The organism is Marinobacter profundi, from assembly GCF_002744715.1.
Taxonomy (GTDB): domain Bacteria; phylum Pseudomonadota; class Gammaproteobacteria; order Pseudomonadales; family Oleiphilaceae; genus Marinobacter; species Marinobacter profundi.
In genome coordinates, this window is the sequence record NZ_KZ319369.1 from 262340 (window position 1) to 278471 (window position 16132).

Here is a 16132-nt window from a genome sequence, read left to right on the forward strand (position 1 = left end):
TAGCCAGAATACGCCAACAGCCCGAAGGCAGTTCATTGCCGGGGATGGTATGCTGGTTACGGCAGTGCAGCTGACACGTATCAAGGCGGTTGCGCCACCCACCGCCTACAATGGCGCTTTTCATTTTGCCCGAGCAGAGTTGGTTATTATGGCAGCTTCCCCGAATTCTCCCGACCATGAGTCCTCCATCCCCGCCTTTATCTGGGACGAGGCGCTGATCCGGCGGTACGACCTGAGTGGTCCCCGCTACACCTCTTACCCCACCGCGGTGGAGTTCACGGCGGATTACCGGGTGGAAGACATGGTGAAAGCTGCCGGACGCAGCAAGGCCAGCGCACGTCCGCTGTCGCTGTACACCCACCTGCCGTTCTGTGCTCACCTCTGTTACTACTGCGCCTGCAACAAGGTGATCACCAAGAAGCGCGACAAGGCGCTGCCTTATGTACAACGGGTTCTCAAGGAAGCCGCTATCCAGTCCAGGCTGTTCGGCGCTGACCGCCCGGTCCAGCAGCTGCACTGGGGCGGTGGCACCCCGACCTTCCTGCCAAGGGATGTCATGCAGGAACTGATGGGCGGTTACGCCGAACTGTTCAACCTGCAAAGCGGTGATGAGCGGGATTACAGTGTCGAGATCGATCCGCGGGAAGTGGACAGCGATACCTTGCCGACCCTGTGGGAGCTTGGCTTCAATCGCATCAGCCTGGGGGTCCAGGATGTGAACCCGCAGGTGCAGAAGGCGGTCAACCGCATTCAGCCGCGGGAAATGACCGAGGCGGTGCTGAACGAAGCCCGCAAGATCGGCTTCCGCTCCATCAACCTGGATCTGATCTACGGGCTGCCCTACCAGACCCCGGCAAGCTTTGCCGAGACCCTGGAAGCGGTGATCGAGATGTCACCGGACCGGTTGTCGGTGTTCAGCTATGCCCACCTGCCGCAGCGCTTCTACCCGCAGACCCGGATTCAGGGGGATACTCTGCCGAGCCCCCAGGAGAAGCTCACCATCCTACACAACACCATCAACCGCTTGCTTGAGGCCGGGTACGAATACATCGGCATGGACCACTTTGCCAAGCCGGACGACACCCTTGCGGTCGCCCAGCGCGAGGGCCGGTTGCACCGGAATTTCCAGGGCTATACCACCCACGCGGAGTGTGACCTGGTTTCCCTCGGGGTGTCTGCCATCGGCCAGACCGACGATGCCTACTTCCAGAACAACCACGATCTGCCCTCCTGGGAAGCGTCCATCGACGCCGGCCAGCTGGCGATCACCAAGGGCGTGACCCTGACCCGGGATGACCGCATCCGCCGCTGGGTGATTGGCCAGCTGATTTGCCAGTTCCGGCTGGATCGCCAGCAGTTTGCCCGCGAGTGGAGCGAGGATTTTGATCGCTACTTTGCCGACGAGCTGCATCGAATCCGCCCGATGGTGAAAGACGAACTGATTGCCGACGATGGCAGCGCCCTGCAGGTCCAGCCCGCTGGCCGGCTGCTGATTCGTGCTATTTGCCAGATCTTCGACCTGTATCGCAAGGAAGGCGCCAGCCAGCGCTTCTCGCGGATTATCTGAGCGTTCAGCGCCAGCCGCAACCCGGGCCATGCCCGGGTTTTTTGTTGCTGCGGCGGCGCTGGTGCAGCCAGTGATGACAATGGTCAATGAGAACCTGGGGCTGTCCGGTTAGGGTACCCAATACCCTGATTGTGGAGCAGAAAGTATGGAGCTTGTCTGTCCGGCCGGGAGTCTTCCGGCCCTCAAAACGGCTGTTGATAACGGCGCCGATGCGGTCTACCTCGGCTTCCGCGACAGCACCAATGCCCGCCAGTTTGCCGGCCTGAACTTCAATGACAAGCGTGCCGCTGAAGGTATCGAGTATGCCCACGCCAAAGGTAGCCGGGTGTTCTGTGCCATCAATACCTACCCGCAGCCGGATGGTTGGGAGCAGTGGAAGGGCGCGGTCGACCGGGCGGCGGCGATCGGGGTGGACGCCATCATCCTGGCGGATATGGGGCTGCTGGATTACGCCGCCAACAAGTACCCCCACATTGCGCGCCACCTTTCGGTGCAGGGGTCGGCCACCAGCCATGAAGCCCTGGCTTTCTACAAAGACAACTTCGATATCCGTCGGGCGGTGTTGCCCCGGGTGTTGTCCATTGACCAGGTACGGGGTGTCGCCAAACACAGCCCGGTGGAGCTGGAGGTGTTTGCCTTTGGCAGCCTGTGCATCATGGCCGAGGGCCGCTGCTATCTGTCTTCCTATCTGACCGACGAATCCCCCAATACCCGTGGTGCCTGCTCCCCGGCCAAGGCTGTGCGCTGGCAGGAAACCCCGCAAGGGCTGGAATCGCGCCTGAACGACGTGCTGATCGATCGCTACGGCCCCGGTGAGAACGCGGGTTATCCCACCCTGTGCAAGGGCCGATTCGAAGTGGAGGGCAGCGTGTACCACGCCATCGAAGAGCCGGTCAGCCTGAATACCATGGATCTGCTGCCGGAACTGCAGGAGCTGGGCATCAGCGCGGTGAAAATCGAAGGCCGTCAGCGCAGCCCGTCCTACATTGCTGATGTGGCCCGCACCTGGCGTCGGGCGCTGGATCAACTGGGTGCCCATCCCGGCATGTTCACGGTGGCGCCGGAGTGGCGCAATACCCTGTCCGGTCTTTCCGAAGGCGGCCTGACCACCATCGGCGCCTACCATCGCAAGTGGAAATAAGGTTCTGCGATCATGATGAAGTTATCCCTGGGCCCGATTCTGTGGTTCTGGTCCAAGCAAAGTGTTATCGATTTCTACGCCAGGGCTGCCGAGTGGCCGGTGGACACCATTTATCTGGGTGAAGTGGTGTGTTCCCGCCGCCGCGAACTGAAGCCGGATGACTGGCTGGATCTGGCCCGGGATCTCAAAGCCTGTGGCAAGAACGTGGTGCTCTCCACCCTGACACTGATTGAATCCGAGGCTGACCTGCGCCGGCTGCGCCGGTTCTGTGAACAGGATGAGTTTCTGGTCGAAGCCAATGACCAGAGTGCCTTGCAGGTGGCCATCCGGAATCACATTCCGTTTATCACCGGCCCGTCCATGAACATCTACAACACTGCCACCCTGAAAATTCTGGCAAAGCAGGGGCTGCAGGGCTGGAACCTGCCGGTGGAGCTGGGCAAGGACACCCTGGCACAGCTTATTAAAGAACTGGACCAGGAAGGCCTGGACCTGCCCGCAGAAGTCTTCTCCTGGGGCTTCCTGCCCCTGGCCTGGTCGTCCCGTTGTTTCACCGCCCGTCACTACAACCTGCCGAAGGACAATTGCGAGTTCCGCTGCCTCGAACATCCGGATGGCATGGAGCTGCGTTCCCGCGAAAGCCAGGAGCTGTTCCGCCTGAATGGCATATCGACCCTGTCCGGCTCGCGCTACGACCTGATGCGGGAACTGCCGGATATGGCGCGCATGGGGGTGAGCACAGTGCGCCTGAGCCCGGAACACCAGGGCATGGACGAGGTGGTCAGACGGTTTGATCAGGTACGCCGGGGCGAGGCTCCGGAGACCGACCCCCTGGCCCTTGTCGAAGCGCCACCGTGCAATGGCTACTGGTACGGCAAGCCAGGCATGGATCTGGTCGGGGAGTGAGGGCAGTGAATAATACGCTGTCGACAAGGCTCACAGAGTTCAGTCACGGTGCGGGTTGTGGCTGCAAGATTGCACCGGATGTCCTGGAGCGGATTCTTCACTCCGCTATCCCGGATTATCACGACCCGCGGCTGCTGGTTGGCAACGCCAGCCGGGACGATGCGGCGGTGCTGGATGCCGGCAATGGGCTAGGCATTATCAGTACCACGGATTTCTTTATGCCGGTGGTGGATGATGCGTTTGATTTCGGCCGGATCGCCGCGGCAAACGCAATCAGTGACGTCTATGCCATGGGGGGCAAGCCTCTGATGGCATTGGCGATACTGGGCTGGCCGATCACCCGGCTGGCTCCGGAGATTGCATCCCGGGTCATCGAAGGGGGGCGGGCCGTATGCGCGGATGCGGGAATAGCCCTGGCTGGCGGTCACAGTATTGATTCCCCGGAACCCATTTTTGGCCTCGCGGTAACCGGTCAGGTGCCGGTCGACCGGATTGTCCGTAACGATACCGCCCGGCCTGGCGATCTTCTTTACCTTACCAAGCCCCTTGGTGTCGGGATCTTGACCAGCGCAATCAAAAAACGTCGTATCGGAGACGCCGACCTGGCGGCAGCGGTCGCGACCATGTGCACCCTGAACAAGGCCGGTGAGGCATTTGCCGCCGTTGAGGGTGTTCATGCCATGACCGACGTGACCGGATTTGGCCTTGCCGGGCATTTGCTTGAGGTTTGTCGTGGTAGCGGCGTCGGCGCGATCGTGCGAGGTGGGTTGGTGCCGCTGCTGCCGAATCTCGACGGTTATATCGGGGCGGACTGCATACCGGGAGGCACCCATCGAAATGCCGCAGCATTCGGGGGCGACATTGACGGCTGGTCCGAGCGGAACAAGATTGTGTTCTGTGACCCCCAGACCAGCGGCGGCCTGCTGGTCTGTGTTGCCGAAAAACATCGTGAGGCCTTTGAGCGCGTGGCCAGTACTCAGGGGCTCGAGCTGAACCCGCTGGGGCAGCTCTGTGACCGATCTCCGGCGGAGCCGCTGATCCGCATTACGGACTGATCTGCCAGCCGATAGCGGGCCCTTCGAACACCAGGGCGTTGTGCAGTTGAACCAGGTCTGCCCCGGCCTGCAGCCTGTCCCGGTAGTCCTGCCGGCAGTACACGCCGCCATTGGTCAGCAGCGCCGTAGCGCCGGTGAGATGCCGCCTGCAGGCCTCAAGGATGCGGCAGGTGGTGGCCTGAAATTCCCGGTCCTGCCAGCGGCGATAGTGGGCAGCGGTGAACGGTTTGCCAAAGTCGAAGCAAAGCAGAATGCCATCAACCGCCTGGTCGGCAAGACCGCGGACGAGAGTAAGCGCATCCCCCCGGCCGGGTATGAGCCGAAGCTTGTAGACAATCGGGCAGCTTTTGCCGGTTTGGAGGGTCAGCGCCTGCTGAGTCGTCCGCAATGCGCGCAGGCTGGCGTAACGTTGCTGAGCGGGAACCGCTGCCGTTAGCCATTCAGGGGCAATCGACAGGTAGTCTGCGGTGTGCCATGCCCGTTCGATAAGGCGTGCCAGTTGACGGGTTTCCTGTGCGGCAGATTCCGGTGTGATGGCCGCCAGGCGAATGCCCAGCCGGGTATCGAGCAGGGGGGCGGGGTGACTGGCAAGGACGGGCTCCGGCCAGTTATGCGGCGTCCAGCTGCCCAGTTCAATGGCGCCAAACCCGAGGTTGCCGGCAGCGCGACCAAGTATCCCCTGGCGGTCAAACCCTGCAGCGATACCCAGGCGATTGGGGAACACCAGGCCCATGCAGTGGGCGGGGCTGGCGGCCAGTGCCAGGCGGCGCCAGGCAAGCCGGGGCTCGCTGGCCCGGTCGCAGGCGGCCCGGAATGCCTGCTCCCGGATTTCGGTTGGCAGGGGCAGTGATTTAGCCATAGCGCTGGCGGAAGTCGGTCATGAAGGCCGCCAGCGCCGCGACTGCAGCATCGGGCTGGGCGTTGTACAGGCTGGCCCGGAGTCCGCCAGCGTGGCTGTGCCCGGTAAGGTTGAGCAGCCCGCGGTCAGCCGCTTCGGACACAAACCGTTGTTGCAGCTGCGGTCGGGCCAGGCCGAAGCATACGTTCATCATCGAGCGGTGCCCCGGCAGCACCCGGCACTGAAAGAAGTCGTCTTCATCAATAACGCGGTACAGTGCCCGGCTTTGAGCGATATTGCGGGCATGGATGCTGGTCAGCCCCCCCTGTTCCGTCAGCCAGTCCAGCATCAGATGCACCAGGTAAACGGCAAACATCAATGGCGTATTGACGCGGTTCTGCCGTTCCAGTTGTCGCTGGTAGTTGAATACCGTCGGGGTCTCCGGTCGTGCCCTGTCCAGCAGATCGTCACGGATGATGACAATAACCAGACCGGTCGGTCCCAGGTTCTTCTGGGTCCCGGCGTAAATCAGGCCATAGCGCCGGATGTCCACCGGGCGCGACAGGAAGTCGGAGGTCATGTCCGCAACCAGCGGGATGTCACCACAGCTCGGGTCGGCGTGGAACTGCACCCCGTTGGCGGTTTCGTTGGACGTGATGTGGCAGTACTGAAGATCGTCGGACAGCGCCCAGTGGTCGACCGGAGGAATGCGGTCAAACTGGCTGGTACGGCTGCTGGCCACCAGGCGCGCCCGAGCGTATCGGCGCCCCTCCTCAAATGCCCGTGTCGACCAGTGGCCGGTTTCCACATAGCCGGCGGTGGCGGTTGCGGGCAGAAGGTTCAACGGGACCAGGGAAAACTGGGCCGAGGCGCCACCCTGCAGCAACAGCACCTGGTAGTCATCCGGCAGCGCCAGTGCGCTTTTGATCTGGTTCCGGGTGGTCTCCATCAGGGATATGAATTCGTCGCTGCTGAAGGGCGTTTCAAGGAGGGAATAGCCCAGCCCCTGCCAGTCGCCCAGGCTTTCCCTGGCTTTTGCCAGCACCTCCGGCGGTAGCGTCGCCGGTCCCGCTGCAAAGTTGTAGAGTCTGCCGGTGCCCCTCATCAGAACACTGCCAGGCCGTGGCTGCCGGCCGCCATGAAGAAAATCAGCGGCATTGAGAGAATGGTGTTGGTGCGGGAGGACAGGAAGGTAATCCGTGAACAGCGCACCCGTTCGGCGGCCGGCGCCGCTACGAAACCCAGTACTTTTTTCTGGTGTGGCCAGAGCACCAGCCACAGGTTCAGCACCATGACAATGCCGATCCAGGCGCCGACTCCAATGACGACGTGGTGGCCCTGCAGTAACAGGGCGTCGGCGAGAATGCCGCGCTGCCAGAGCAGCAACGCGCCCGACGCCAGCACCACCAGTGAGGCATAGCGGAATGTGCCATGTTCCTGATGCATGCGCCGGGTCAGGTCGGACGACCGCTGGCCGTTGTCGTCCGGATCAAGCCGCAGCGGCACAAATACCGGTGTCTTAACCACATTGGCGTAGTTGTGGCCGACCCAGATCAGGGCAAACCCTATGTGCAGCCAGCGCAGTGCAATGTCCACCAGCGCCCAGCTCATGACAAACCTGCCTGGAGCCAGGCGCCGGTCAGCAGGTAGAGGATCGCAGTCAGGGTGATGCCTGCGAGGAGCGTTCCTGCGAGCGAGTCGTGAGGTAGTTTCATGTCAGCCCTCCGTGGGATGCCAGCCGGCATCACGGGCGATCAGCATCCTGTGGTCCTGCCGGGTTGCACCTGCCCTGGCCACGGCTTCGCGAACAAGGTGGTGGTGGGGCGACTTGCTGCAGGCGGGATCGGCATTGGCGGCGTCGCCGGTCAGCAACATGGCCTGGCAGCGACAACCGCCAAAGTCGTGTTCTTTTTCAGTGCAGCTTCGGCAGGGCTCCTTCATCCAGTCATCACCCCGATACCGGTTGAAGCTTTCCGACTGGTGCCAGATCCAGCCCAGGTCATGGTCGCGCACGTTCGGGAAGTGCAGCCCCGGCAGTGTGCGCGCCTGCGAGCAGGGCAGTACCATGCCATCGGGCGCAATGGTCAGGTGAATGCTGCCCCAGCCGTTCATGCAGGCCTTGGGGCGGCCCTCGTAGTAATCCGGGATGACAAAGAAAATGGTCATCCGGTCGCCGAGCTGTTTGCGGGCGTCGGCCACCTGGGCCTCGGCCATCGCCAGGGCTTCCCGGGTGGGCATCAGTTGATCCCGGTTTACCAGCGCCCAGTTGTAGTACTGGACGTTGGCCAGCTCCAGGTACTCCACGCCGATGTCGGCTGCCAGCGCAATAATCTCGGGCACCTGGTGGATGTTAAGGCTGGAAATCGGGACATTCAGCACCATGGGAAAGCCCAAATCCTTGATTTCCCGGGCGATGCGGAGTTTTTTGTCGTAGCAGTCCACCCCGGCCAGCCAGTGGGCCGTTTCCGGATTGCTGGATTGGAACCCGAGCTGGATATGACGAAGTCCGGCCTGTTTCAGGTCTTCCAGGCGCTTTCGGGTAAGGCCGATGCCGGAGGTAATCAGGTTGGTGTAGTAACCCAGCGCGTTTGCCTCTGCTACCAGCTCTTCAAGGTCTTTGCGCAACGTGGGCTCACCCCCTGAAAAACCGATCTGCATGGCGCCCATGTCGCGGGCATCACGAATCACGCTTTTCCATTCGGCGGTCGTCAGTTCGTCCGGGTGGGCGGCCAGGTCGGTCGGATTGCTGCAGAATGCACACTTGAGCGGGCATCGGTAGGTCAATTCCAGCAGCAGCCACACCGGGTTGCCCTGACCATCAAGATTCAGATTGGATCCAGCCTTTGCCATGACACACCTCCAGGAACTGGCGAACTCGGGGTTCGATGAAGTCGGGTTGCTCGGAGAAGAGTTCGGAAAGCTCAAGAACAATATCGCTGAGAGTGTTGAGCCCGTTGCAGCGATTAAGAATTTCGCCGGCAGTCGTGTTCAGCTTTACGATGCCCTCCGGGTACATCAGGACAAAGGCCTGCTGGGACTCTTCCCACCGGAACATAAAGACCGGCGCAATGCGGAATCGGGGCAGGCTGTTGTGATTGTTTGAGTCAGCCATGGGTATGTCTCCCGGGTTGGTGGGGCGGGGCGACAGCGCGGCCCCGCGGCGTATGGCCGGCCACGGCGCCGCCCCGCGGGGTTAGCGGACGTAGACGTAGGCGGTCACCTCAAAGCCCAGTCTCAGGTCTTTGAAATCCGGATCAATCCACTTGGAATCGTTTCTCATGGCAGTGTCCTGTATTTGTAATGAATGTTATGAGGCGAGAAGTGTGCGCGCTCACAGTCACTTTAGGGCTCATGAAAGTGGCGGATAAATGGTGCATTCGGTCTAAAAATGTTGCACTTTGGTCGTAATTTTGCGGTTTTTTCCAGTGATGGCCTGTCGGGTTCTCTGTGAATCCTGCCAGTCGGTATTTTAAGAAGTAGAGAAATTGATTGTTATCAAGAGGGATGACGGCAAGGGTGATTCGCAGCGCCAGTTCCGAAAGCGGGACACGTCAGAGGGAAGGGTACATCGATAAGCTTTTGATATGTGGTGCGACGTTGGATTCAGACCACTTGCTTTTACCCGAAGACCAGAGACTTTTTGAAACCCGCGACATCCGGGCGTAGGCTGAAGAATCAACTTCTGGGCGGAATTTCGCGACCGTTACCTGAAAGAACTCCAGGCCGACGCCGCCGCAGAGGATCTGGCCACATTCCGGCAACTGATTGATCAAAACAAGCGCATAACGCTGGTGTATGCTGCAAAGGACACCGAACATAACAACGCGGTCGCGCTGCGGGATTTTGCCCTTGAAGGATATCTGTGATGTTTTCCGGGGGTAAGACGTTGGCTGGTGCTGGCTGATCTTTCTCCTTTTCCCGGTCTCAATCGGGGATATCAGACCTGCTCCCGAACCAGCATCGCTTTGATATGACCAATGGCTTTCATGGGATTGAGTCCCTTGGGGCAGTATGCCGTGCAGTTACCGATACCCCGGCAACGAAATACACTGAAGGGATCTTCCAGCTTTGCTAACCGCTCTCTGGTGGCGGTATCCCGCGAGTCCACCAGAAAACGATAGGCCTGAAGCAGGCCGGAGGGGCCAATGTACTTTTCCGGATTCCACCACCAGGAGGGACATGCCGAGGTGCAGCAAGCGCAAAGAATACACTCGTAGAGCCCATCCAGCTTCGCTCTGTCTTCCGGACTTTGGAGGCGCTCAATGGCAGGTTCCGGGCTGTCGTTAATCAGCCAGGGCTGTACCCGGGCATATTGCTTGAAGAACAGAGACTGATCTACGACCAGGTCCCGTATAACCGGCATCCCGGGTAATGGCCGGACCTCAAGAATATCCTTCTTGCCGAGAGCATCCTCCACCCGTGTGATGCAGCCCAGGCCGTTACGGCCATTGATGTTGAGCCCGTCGGAACCACAGACACCTTCCCTGCAGGAGCGGCGGAAGGCGAGCGTAACGTCCCGGGTTTTCAGATGTTCCAGGACATCGAGAACCATGCGATTGCGGAATTCGCCGTCAACCTGGACATCCTGGTTGTAGGGGGTGTCATCCTGTTCCGGGTTGTAACGATACAAGCGAACGGTAAAGGTCGACATTCTGCTACCTCCTGGAATTTCATGCATTCTTCGTATGCGTCTAATGTCAGATTAGCAGATTGGGTGATTGTCGTAGTGGAGAGTGACCATTCGGCAGGCACTCATCCGGGTGTATGAGAAGTACCCGTTGAAACATTACCCCCGGCCTGACCGGGGGTGATGCAGCCGGTGCATGTTGACGGTGCCCGACTAATACATTTCGAACCTTTCCGTTAGAACTGGAAGCGCGGGAACAGCACATCCCGTTCCAGGTAAATTTGCTCAGACAGCCGAAAATCCAGCGCTTTCAGCTCCCGGTAGAATCGCTTCCAGGAGCGACAGGCGTAATCCGGCGCGCGGTAGTTGCTGGTCATTTCGCGGAGCTTTTTCAGCTGCCGTTTGATGACCGAGTGCTCTTCATTCATCTGTGCGATTGGTGTTTCTGGCCGGGGCGGCTGGTCATGAATCATCTGATTCAGTACGTAAGTGTTCTCCCGTTCAATGTGATCCCGGAGCGTGTACTCCAGATTCTTGATGGCGAGGGTAATGCCTTTCGGCACCTCCGGGCTTACCCTGTGAACGGCTTCAATCTTGCGGGCCAGTCGGTGAAGCTCGGGCAGCTTGGCCAGATGTGCGGCATCGTAGCCCCTCAGTATGAGTTCCAATAGTACGTCAGTGTCCAGTTCTTCGATGGATGTCTGCTCCATGACGGTATCAAACAGCTCCTGACACAACTGCTCTGGTTCGACATCGGCAATGGAAGCAACCATGTCGATGGTGGCCTCACGTTGATCGTCGATTTGGGGCGCGTATCGGCGGAACACGTCGAGCGTTTGCGGGCATCTGCTAGCCAGTTGAGCAACAGTGGTTTCGCTGCAGCGCCCAAGAATATCCTGATAGTTCATTGCTCACCCTCCTCTCTTACTTTAACATTCATCCTAAATACATTTTATGTGATGTCAAGAATAATTCTCATTTTCCTGCCGTGGGAGGGAATGCTGATGACGTGTCACAAGCCGGAGCACATAAAAGACGAGATCTGGGCTCAGCACTTGAAGTGGCTGGACCTGGTTCGGGAGGAGTGCAAATCCAATCGCGCAAAATTTCGGCGAGAGAGGCGCCGACATCAAGAGGTCGTTAATCGCGGACATCAACGCTGAAGTGACGCCGGCTGCCTGCCACTGCATGAATGGCGTGTTGGCAAGGCAGGCCAGTCTGGGTCTATCGCTGTCGGTTGGTGGTCAGACTAAGTTTGAGAGCCTGCCGGCTAAGGCCCGTGGAATAGACTCAGGTCCGTGGAAATAATAGTTTCCGGGGGCTGAAATTCCACTCCAGGCTATCCAGCAGGTTTTTCAGCCCCAGTCCCAGTTCCGTATCTCCCTCGATGACCAGACGGCGCTGGAAGAACAACTGATCCGGATCCTGCCGCCGTTCGGCCAGGGTTCGGAAGGCGGCAAGAGACCCCCGGATGGTGGCTTCGCCCGGGCCATCGACAACACGCAGCCTGCCGGCCCAGAAGCCGATGGTGATACCGGGTTGGCCACCGGTGATTTCGAGCCGGACCCGGCGGTTCTCGAAATCATCGAATTCACCGTCGGCAATGGCCCGGGCAAACAGCCGGTTAAGTGGCGCTTCCGCAGCAAGTTGTTTAAGTGGCATCGGGATTCTGCGGTCAATGGCGCCGAGTACAGGCACCGGCGAGGGCAGGTACTCTTTCAGTACGGCCAGTGATTGTGCGGTGAGGGGGCCATTTAAGGATGCAACGGAAGGTAATGAAAATGCCATGGCTTACTCCGGGCGGTCAGTAACCTGCCCAGAGTAAGGCAAAACCGGCGACAACGATTTGATATAACTCAGCCCTTGTGCAGGCCTTCCTCCACTGCCCAAACCGCCACTTCGACCCGCGAGCGCAGGTTCAGCTTCTTCAGCAGGTGCTTGACGTGGACTTTCACGGTGCCGTCGCTGATGTCGAGCTTGCGCCCGATCATCTTGTTGGACAGGCCTTCGGCGATCAGCCGCAGGATGTCTTTTTCCCGCGGCGTCAGGCTGGCAAAGTCAGGCTGTACCGCCTGCTGGGGCTTCTGGGAGCGCAGCGCCTCTGCCAGCAGGGTGGTCAGCCGGTCACTGATGACCATCTTGCCAACGGCGGCCTGATGCAGTTGCTTGATCATGTCTTCCGGCTCCATGTCCTTGAGCAGGTAGCCGTCGGCACCCGCCCGCAGCGCGGCTACCACATCATCCTCGTGGTCGGAGACGGTAAACATGACAATCCGCGAGCTGATGTTGAGGTCGCGGAGCCTCTTCAGTGCCTCGATGCCGTTGACCTCCGGCATGTTGAGGTCCATCAGGATCAGGTCCGGTTCCAGCTCGGTCGCCAGCCGGATACCGTCGGTGGCGTTACTGGCCTCGCCCAGCACCTCCATGTCATCTTCCATTTCGATCAGTTGCTTGATTCCCTGCCGCAGCAGCGGGTGGTCATCAATCAGCAGAATGCTCGCGGGGGATTCGGACATGGTTCCTCTCATCTTGTTGGTCAGCTTGTCGTTATTCAGGTGTTGATCGCTTCGGTGGTGATCAGGTGGCGACTCTTCGGTACAAAGTTGAAGGCCACTTCCACACCGCCCGTGTCACGGTTCTGGATAGAAATGTTACCACCAAGTGTGCGGGCGCGGTCTTGCATGATGATCAAGCCATAATGTTGCAGCGGCTGATCGCCCCCCGGCAGGCCCTTGCCGTTGTCGAGGATGCGGACACAGACCCGCGGGGATTCGAACCGGACCTGGACGACGATTTCCGTCGCCTCGGCGTGTTTGACGGCATTGGCCAGCGCCTCCCGGATCACCTGCAGGGTATGAATCTCCTCGTTGGGGGAGATGGTCTGCGGTGGCAGGTTGTAGTCCAGCTGTACCGGGTAGCCCAGCCGGTCGGAGAACTCGTTGACCGTCTGCTGCAGCGCCGTCCGCAGATCCGGCGTATCCAGCTTCAGGCGGAAGGTGGTAAGCAGCTCCCGTAACTGGCGGTAGGCGCTGTTGAGGCCGGTGCTGAGCTCCTCGAGGATGGCGTCGTGGGCCGGCTTGTGGTCACCGCTGATATCCAGCCGGCGTAACCGGGCCACCTGCATCTTCAGGTAGGACAGTGACTGGGCCAGGGAGTCGTGCAACTCACGGGCGATCACGGTACGTTCCTCGGCCAGGGTCAGCTGTTGCTCTTCGGTGATCTGGCGCTCCAGGAAAATCGCGGTGGCAAGCTGGTCGCTCAGGGTCTCCAGCAGGCGGCGGGCGGTCTGGGACAGCCCTTCATTCGCCGGATACCAGACCTCCAGGGTGCCCAGCAGCTGGCCGGGGGTGCGAATCGGCAACAGCAGGCGACGGCCGTCATTGCCTTCCACCGGCAGATCGTCGTATTGCTCCGGCGTCACCAGGCACGCGTTGCATTGGTGGTCACGGCAATAGAAGGGGCGCTCCTTGACCGAGGTGCTCAATGCTTCTACCGGTTCGGCGGAATGGCGGTCATGGAGGAACAGCCGGATAGGCCCGATGCCCAGCAGCTTTTCCAGCTCCTGCAACATGGGTACTGCACCGTTACACAGGTCATGGTTGGCAAACAGTTTGCGGCTGGCGTTGTGCAGCAGCTCCAGCGCGGCGTGACTTTTTTCCAGCTCGCGGGTTTTGTCGCGGGCTTCGGCTTCCAGTTCGTAGTAGCTCAGCGCCAGCTCGCTGGTCATCTGGTCAAAAGCCTGGCCAAGGCGAGACAGCTCGTCCGAGCCTTTCAGGTTGGCCTTGCGGGAAAAGTCCTGCTCGCCCACCGCAATGGCGATGTCCACCAGCTTGCGCAGCGGGCGCAGCACGCGGTTTTTCAGGTCATGGAACAGTGCCACGATGATCAGGATGGAGAACACCAGGCTGACGATCTGGATCAGGTGGAGCAGGTCAATGCGGGCTTCGGTGCGCTGTTCCAGCAGGTTGACTAGGTTGTCCACCTGGGTGACAAACTCCTCCGTGATGGTGAGCAACTGGTCGGTCACCGGTGTACCGCTGGTGTGTAAAAGCAGCGCCGGGCGCAGCTCCTGCTGCCAGATCCGCAGCATCTCACGATATTCCCGGGTTAACGGGTGGTCGTCGGATTCCGGCACCGTCCGCATAATGCCCTGGTGTGAGAGCCGCTGTTCATAATCCGCCAGCTTTTGCTGCAGCTGCGCGCCGTTGGAGCCCAGCCGTGCCGGGCTCATGGCAGATGCCAATAACTGAAAGGCACCCATGCGCAGGGAACCGGCCAGGTTGATGGCCGTGGCATTACCTTCAATGCTTTTCGAAACCGCAAGGGTGGTCGCCATGCTGACCACCGCCGTGATTACAACGGCACCAACGGCAATGGCGATTCGGTTAACCAGCGGGCTGCGGGATTTCATCGGAAACGGTTCATCATCAAGAGTCGTTGTGGGTTGCCCCGGCTGGTGGAGGCCAAAGCTGCGATTTTGCGGCATTAAACATAGGCCGTATACCCCCTTGAGGATAGTCAATTACCCCGATAGGCAATATCCCATCATAGTCTTTGACCCTTGGCAGGGCAAAGCCGGACACTCAACGGTGGCTAATTATCGGGTAGTACAATGCAGTCAGATCCAAACCGAGATGATGAAGACAGGGCAAATTCACTGGCAGTGGTGCTTCCGCTGGCAGTCACCGGTTTTATTATTGCAGCCGGATGCTGGACCCTGTTTGCCGTTGCCGGCTTCCATTTACGGGAGGCGCTGCAGTTAACCGGGTTGCAGTTCGGTTTATTGCTGGCAATGCCCATGGCGGTCGGTGCCGTGCTCGCGGTTCCCGGCGGACTGATTGCGCAAGCGCTCGGGGCGCGGAGGGTGATGATCTGGGCGCTGGCAGGGCTGTCGGCCTGCATGCTGTTGCTGATTGCCGTTACTTCCTATGCCGGCTACCTCGTCGCCGCCTGCGGGCTGGGGCTGACGGCGGCTTTCTATAGCGCCGGGTTGCAGTTTGTCATGAGTCATACCCCCCGGCACCATGTCGGCCTGGTGCTGGGGGTATTCAGCGCGGGCGTGATCGGGGCCGGGCTCAATTACTACGTGGTGCCGCTGCTCTATCAGGCCTTCGCCTGGGAGGCTATTCCACTGGCCTACCTGATAGTCCTGCTGCTGGTCATGGTGCTGATGTTGCTGCTGACCGACAATCCCGACGCCAGCGCCGCACCGGAGACCGAAACGTCCCCCCGCCAGTTACTGGCGCGACTGCGGCACTGGCGTATCTGGCGGCTGTGTTTCTATTTTGGCAGCGTTGCCGGGAGCTTTTTTGCGGTGGCGCTGTGGTTGCCGGATTTCCTGACGTCCCGGTTTGAACTGCCGGTGGATGATGTTGCCCGCCTGGCACAGTGGTTTGTCATTCCCGGTGCGCTCGCGCAGGTTGCCGGTGGCGGGCTGGCGGACCACTTCGGGGTTGCCCGGGTGGTGTCACGGGCGCTGATGGTGTGCCTGGTGGCGCTGTTTGTGCTGTCCTATCCCGAGATGACCCTGCTGGTTCGTGGTGTCGAGGGCATCATCCAGCTGGAGTTTGCCTTGCCCCTGCCTGTTGAACGGCTTTTTGTGGTGGTACTTGGGGCCACCATGGGATGTGCCATGGGGGCGCTGTTACGGATGATGGTTGACCAGAATCCCGGCGCCACCGCATTTGCGGCGGGCATGCTGCTGCTGTCCGCGTGTTCGGTAGCGTTTCTGCTGCCAGTGGTGTTTGCACTGGTCAATCAGTTGCTTGGAGTGCCCAGTGCGGCCTTCATGATTCTCTTTGCCATCCTGGCAGCCTGCCTGCTTCTGTTCACCCGCGTCGCCCGCTCCGCCGAGCGCCAGTCACTGCTGTCCCCGCGGGCCTGACCCGCTCCGTATCACCAAGGTGGTAGAGAGCGGTTATCTCGGGGTAACCACGCAGATTTCAGGGTTTTCATCCCACACAATGGTCTTAAATCGGAGAAACGATCCGGCAGACGG

The 16132-nt window shown here is 60.1% G+C and carries 17 protein-coding genes; 6 read left to right on the top strand and 11 right to left on the bottom strand.

The features are described from left to right. Positions 1-148 precede the first annotated feature (148 nt). The 4 genes from hemN to selD all read left to right on the top strand — a co-directional run bounded on the left by hemN (position 149) and on the right by selD (position 4669). Positions 149-1567 carry an oxygen-independent coproporphyrinogen III oxidase gene (gene hemN, locus CLH61_RS06750; protein ID WP_211289078.1) on the top strand — a complete coding sequence of 473 codons (1419 nt, stop codon included), beginning with the start codon at positions 149-151 and terminating at the stop codon, positions 1565-1567. A gap of 145 nt (positions 1568-1712) precedes the next feature. Next, positions 1713-2708: a ubiquinone anaerobic biosynthesis protein UbiU gene (gene ubiU / locus CLH61_RS06755; RefSeq protein ID WP_099613942.1), complete on the top strand. Its 996-nt coding sequence runs from the start codon at positions 1713-1715 to the stop codon at positions 2706-2708. A 12-nt stretch (positions 2709-2720) separates the two neighbouring features. Beyond that, positions 2721-3614, top strand: coding sequence for a U32 family peptidase (locus tag CLH61_RS06760; protein WP_099613943.1), 894 nt, complete (start codon positions 2721-2723; stop codon positions 3612-3614). A gap of 17 nt (positions 3615-3631) precedes the next feature. Beyond that, positions 3632-4669 (top strand): selenide, water dikinase SelD, encoded by a 1038-nt coding sequence (selD, locus tag CLH61_RS06765; RefSeq protein ID WP_099614210.1) that lies wholly within the window; start codon positions 3632-3634, stop codon positions 4667-4669. On the opposite strand, the gene CLH61_RS06770 is transcribed toward selD, so the two are convergent. The 6 genes from CLH61_RS06770 to pqqA all read right to left on the bottom strand — a co-directional run bounded on the left by CLH61_RS06770 (position 4659) and on the right by pqqA (position 8787). Next, positions 4659-5528 (bottom strand): beta/alpha barrel domain-containing protein, encoded by an 870-nt coding sequence (locus CLH61_RS06770; RefSeq protein ID WP_099613944.1) that lies wholly within the window; start codon positions 5526-5528, stop codon positions 4659-4661. The two genes, selD and CLH61_RS06770, sit on opposite strands and share 11 nt — an antisense overlap. Then, positions 5521-6612 carry a 3-phosphoserine/phosphohydroxythreonine transaminase gene (gene serC, locus CLH61_RS06775; RefSeq protein WP_099613945.1) on the bottom strand — a complete coding sequence of 364 codons (1092 nt, stop codon included), beginning with the start codon at positions 6610-6612 and terminating at the stop codon, positions 5521-5523. Before serC ends, CLH61_RS06770 begins: the two co-directional genes overlap by 8 nt. Beyond that, the gene (locus CLH61_RS06780) at positions 6612-7118 is read right to left on the bottom strand and encodes a urate hydroxylase PuuD (RefSeq protein WP_099613946.1); all 507 of its coding nucleotides are present in this window, start codon (positions 7116-7118) and stop codon (positions 6612-6614) included. Before CLH61_RS06780 ends, serC begins: the two co-directional genes overlap by 1 nt. Before the next feature lie 105 nt (positions 7119-7223). Next, entirely contained in the window at positions 7224-8357 is a 1134-nt protein-coding gene (gene pqqE / locus CLH61_RS06785) for a pyrroloquinoline quinone biosynthesis protein PqqE (RefSeq protein WP_099613947.1), read from the bottom strand. Continuing rightward, positions 8326-8619, bottom strand: coding sequence for a pyrroloquinoline quinone biosynthesis peptide chaperone PqqD (gene pqqD, locus CLH61_RS06790; RefSeq protein WP_099613948.1), 294 nt, complete (start codon positions 8617-8619; stop codon positions 8326-8328). The genes pqqE and pqqD overlap by 32 nt, the downstream gene beginning before the upstream one ends. 81 nt (positions 8620-8700) lie before the next feature. Beyond that, entirely contained in the window at positions 8701-8787 is an 87-nt protein-coding gene (pqqA, locus tag CLH61_RS18675; RefSeq protein WP_099613949.1) for a pyrroloquinoline quinone precursor peptide PqqA, read from the bottom strand. A gap of 394 nt (positions 8788-9181) precedes the next feature. Between pqqA and CLH61_RS06800 the strand changes: the two genes are divergently transcribed. Then, on the top strand, positions 9182-9373 hold the full coding sequence (locus tag CLH61_RS06800) for a DUF488 family protein, N3 subclade (RefSeq protein ID WP_099614211.1): 192 nt from the start codon (positions 9182-9184) through the stop codon (positions 9371-9373). A gap of 71 nt (positions 9374-9444) precedes the next feature. On the opposite strand, the gene CLH61_RS06805 is transcribed toward CLH61_RS06800, so the two are convergent. The 5 genes from CLH61_RS06805 to CLH61_RS06825 form a co-directional block, all read right to left on the bottom strand. Next, complete coding sequence (locus CLH61_RS06805) at positions 9445-10158, bottom strand: succinate dehydrogenase iron-sulfur subunit (protein WP_099613950.1); 714 nt, start codon at positions 10156-10158, stop codon at positions 9445-9447. A gap of 212 nt (positions 10159-10370) precedes the next feature. Further along, positions 10371-11042 (bottom strand): hemerythrin domain-containing protein, encoded by a 672-nt coding sequence (locus CLH61_RS06810; RefSeq protein ID WP_099613951.1) that lies wholly within the window; start codon positions 11040-11042, stop codon positions 10371-10373. 382 nt (positions 11043-11424) lie between these two features. Then, on the bottom strand, positions 11425-11922 hold the full coding sequence (gene ubiT / locus CLH61_RS06815; RefSeq protein ID WP_099613952.1) for a ubiquinone anaerobic biosynthesis accessory factor UbiT: 498 nt from the start codon (positions 11920-11922) through the stop codon (positions 11425-11427). 68 nt (positions 11923-11990) lie between these two features. Further along, positions 11991-12650 (bottom strand): two-component system response regulator NarL, encoded by a 660-nt coding sequence (narL, locus tag CLH61_RS06820; RefSeq protein WP_099613953.1) that lies wholly within the window; start codon positions 12648-12650, stop codon positions 11991-11993. A gap of 35 nt (positions 12651-12685) precedes the next feature. Beyond that, positions 12686-14545 carry a histidine kinase gene (locus CLH61_RS06825; RefSeq protein WP_099613954.1) on the bottom strand — a complete coding sequence of 620 codons (1860 nt, stop codon included), beginning with the start codon at positions 14543-14545 and terminating at the stop codon, positions 12686-12688. Positions 14546-14746: 201 nt separating this feature from the next. Here CLH61_RS06825 and CLH61_RS06830 point away from each other — a divergent pair, with 201 nt between their 5' ends. Further along, positions 14747-16018: an MFS transporter gene (locus tag CLH61_RS06830; RefSeq protein WP_099613955.1), complete on the top strand. Its 1272-nt coding sequence runs from the start codon at positions 14747-14749 to the stop codon at positions 16016-16018. Positions 16019-16132: the final 114 nt, after the last annotated feature.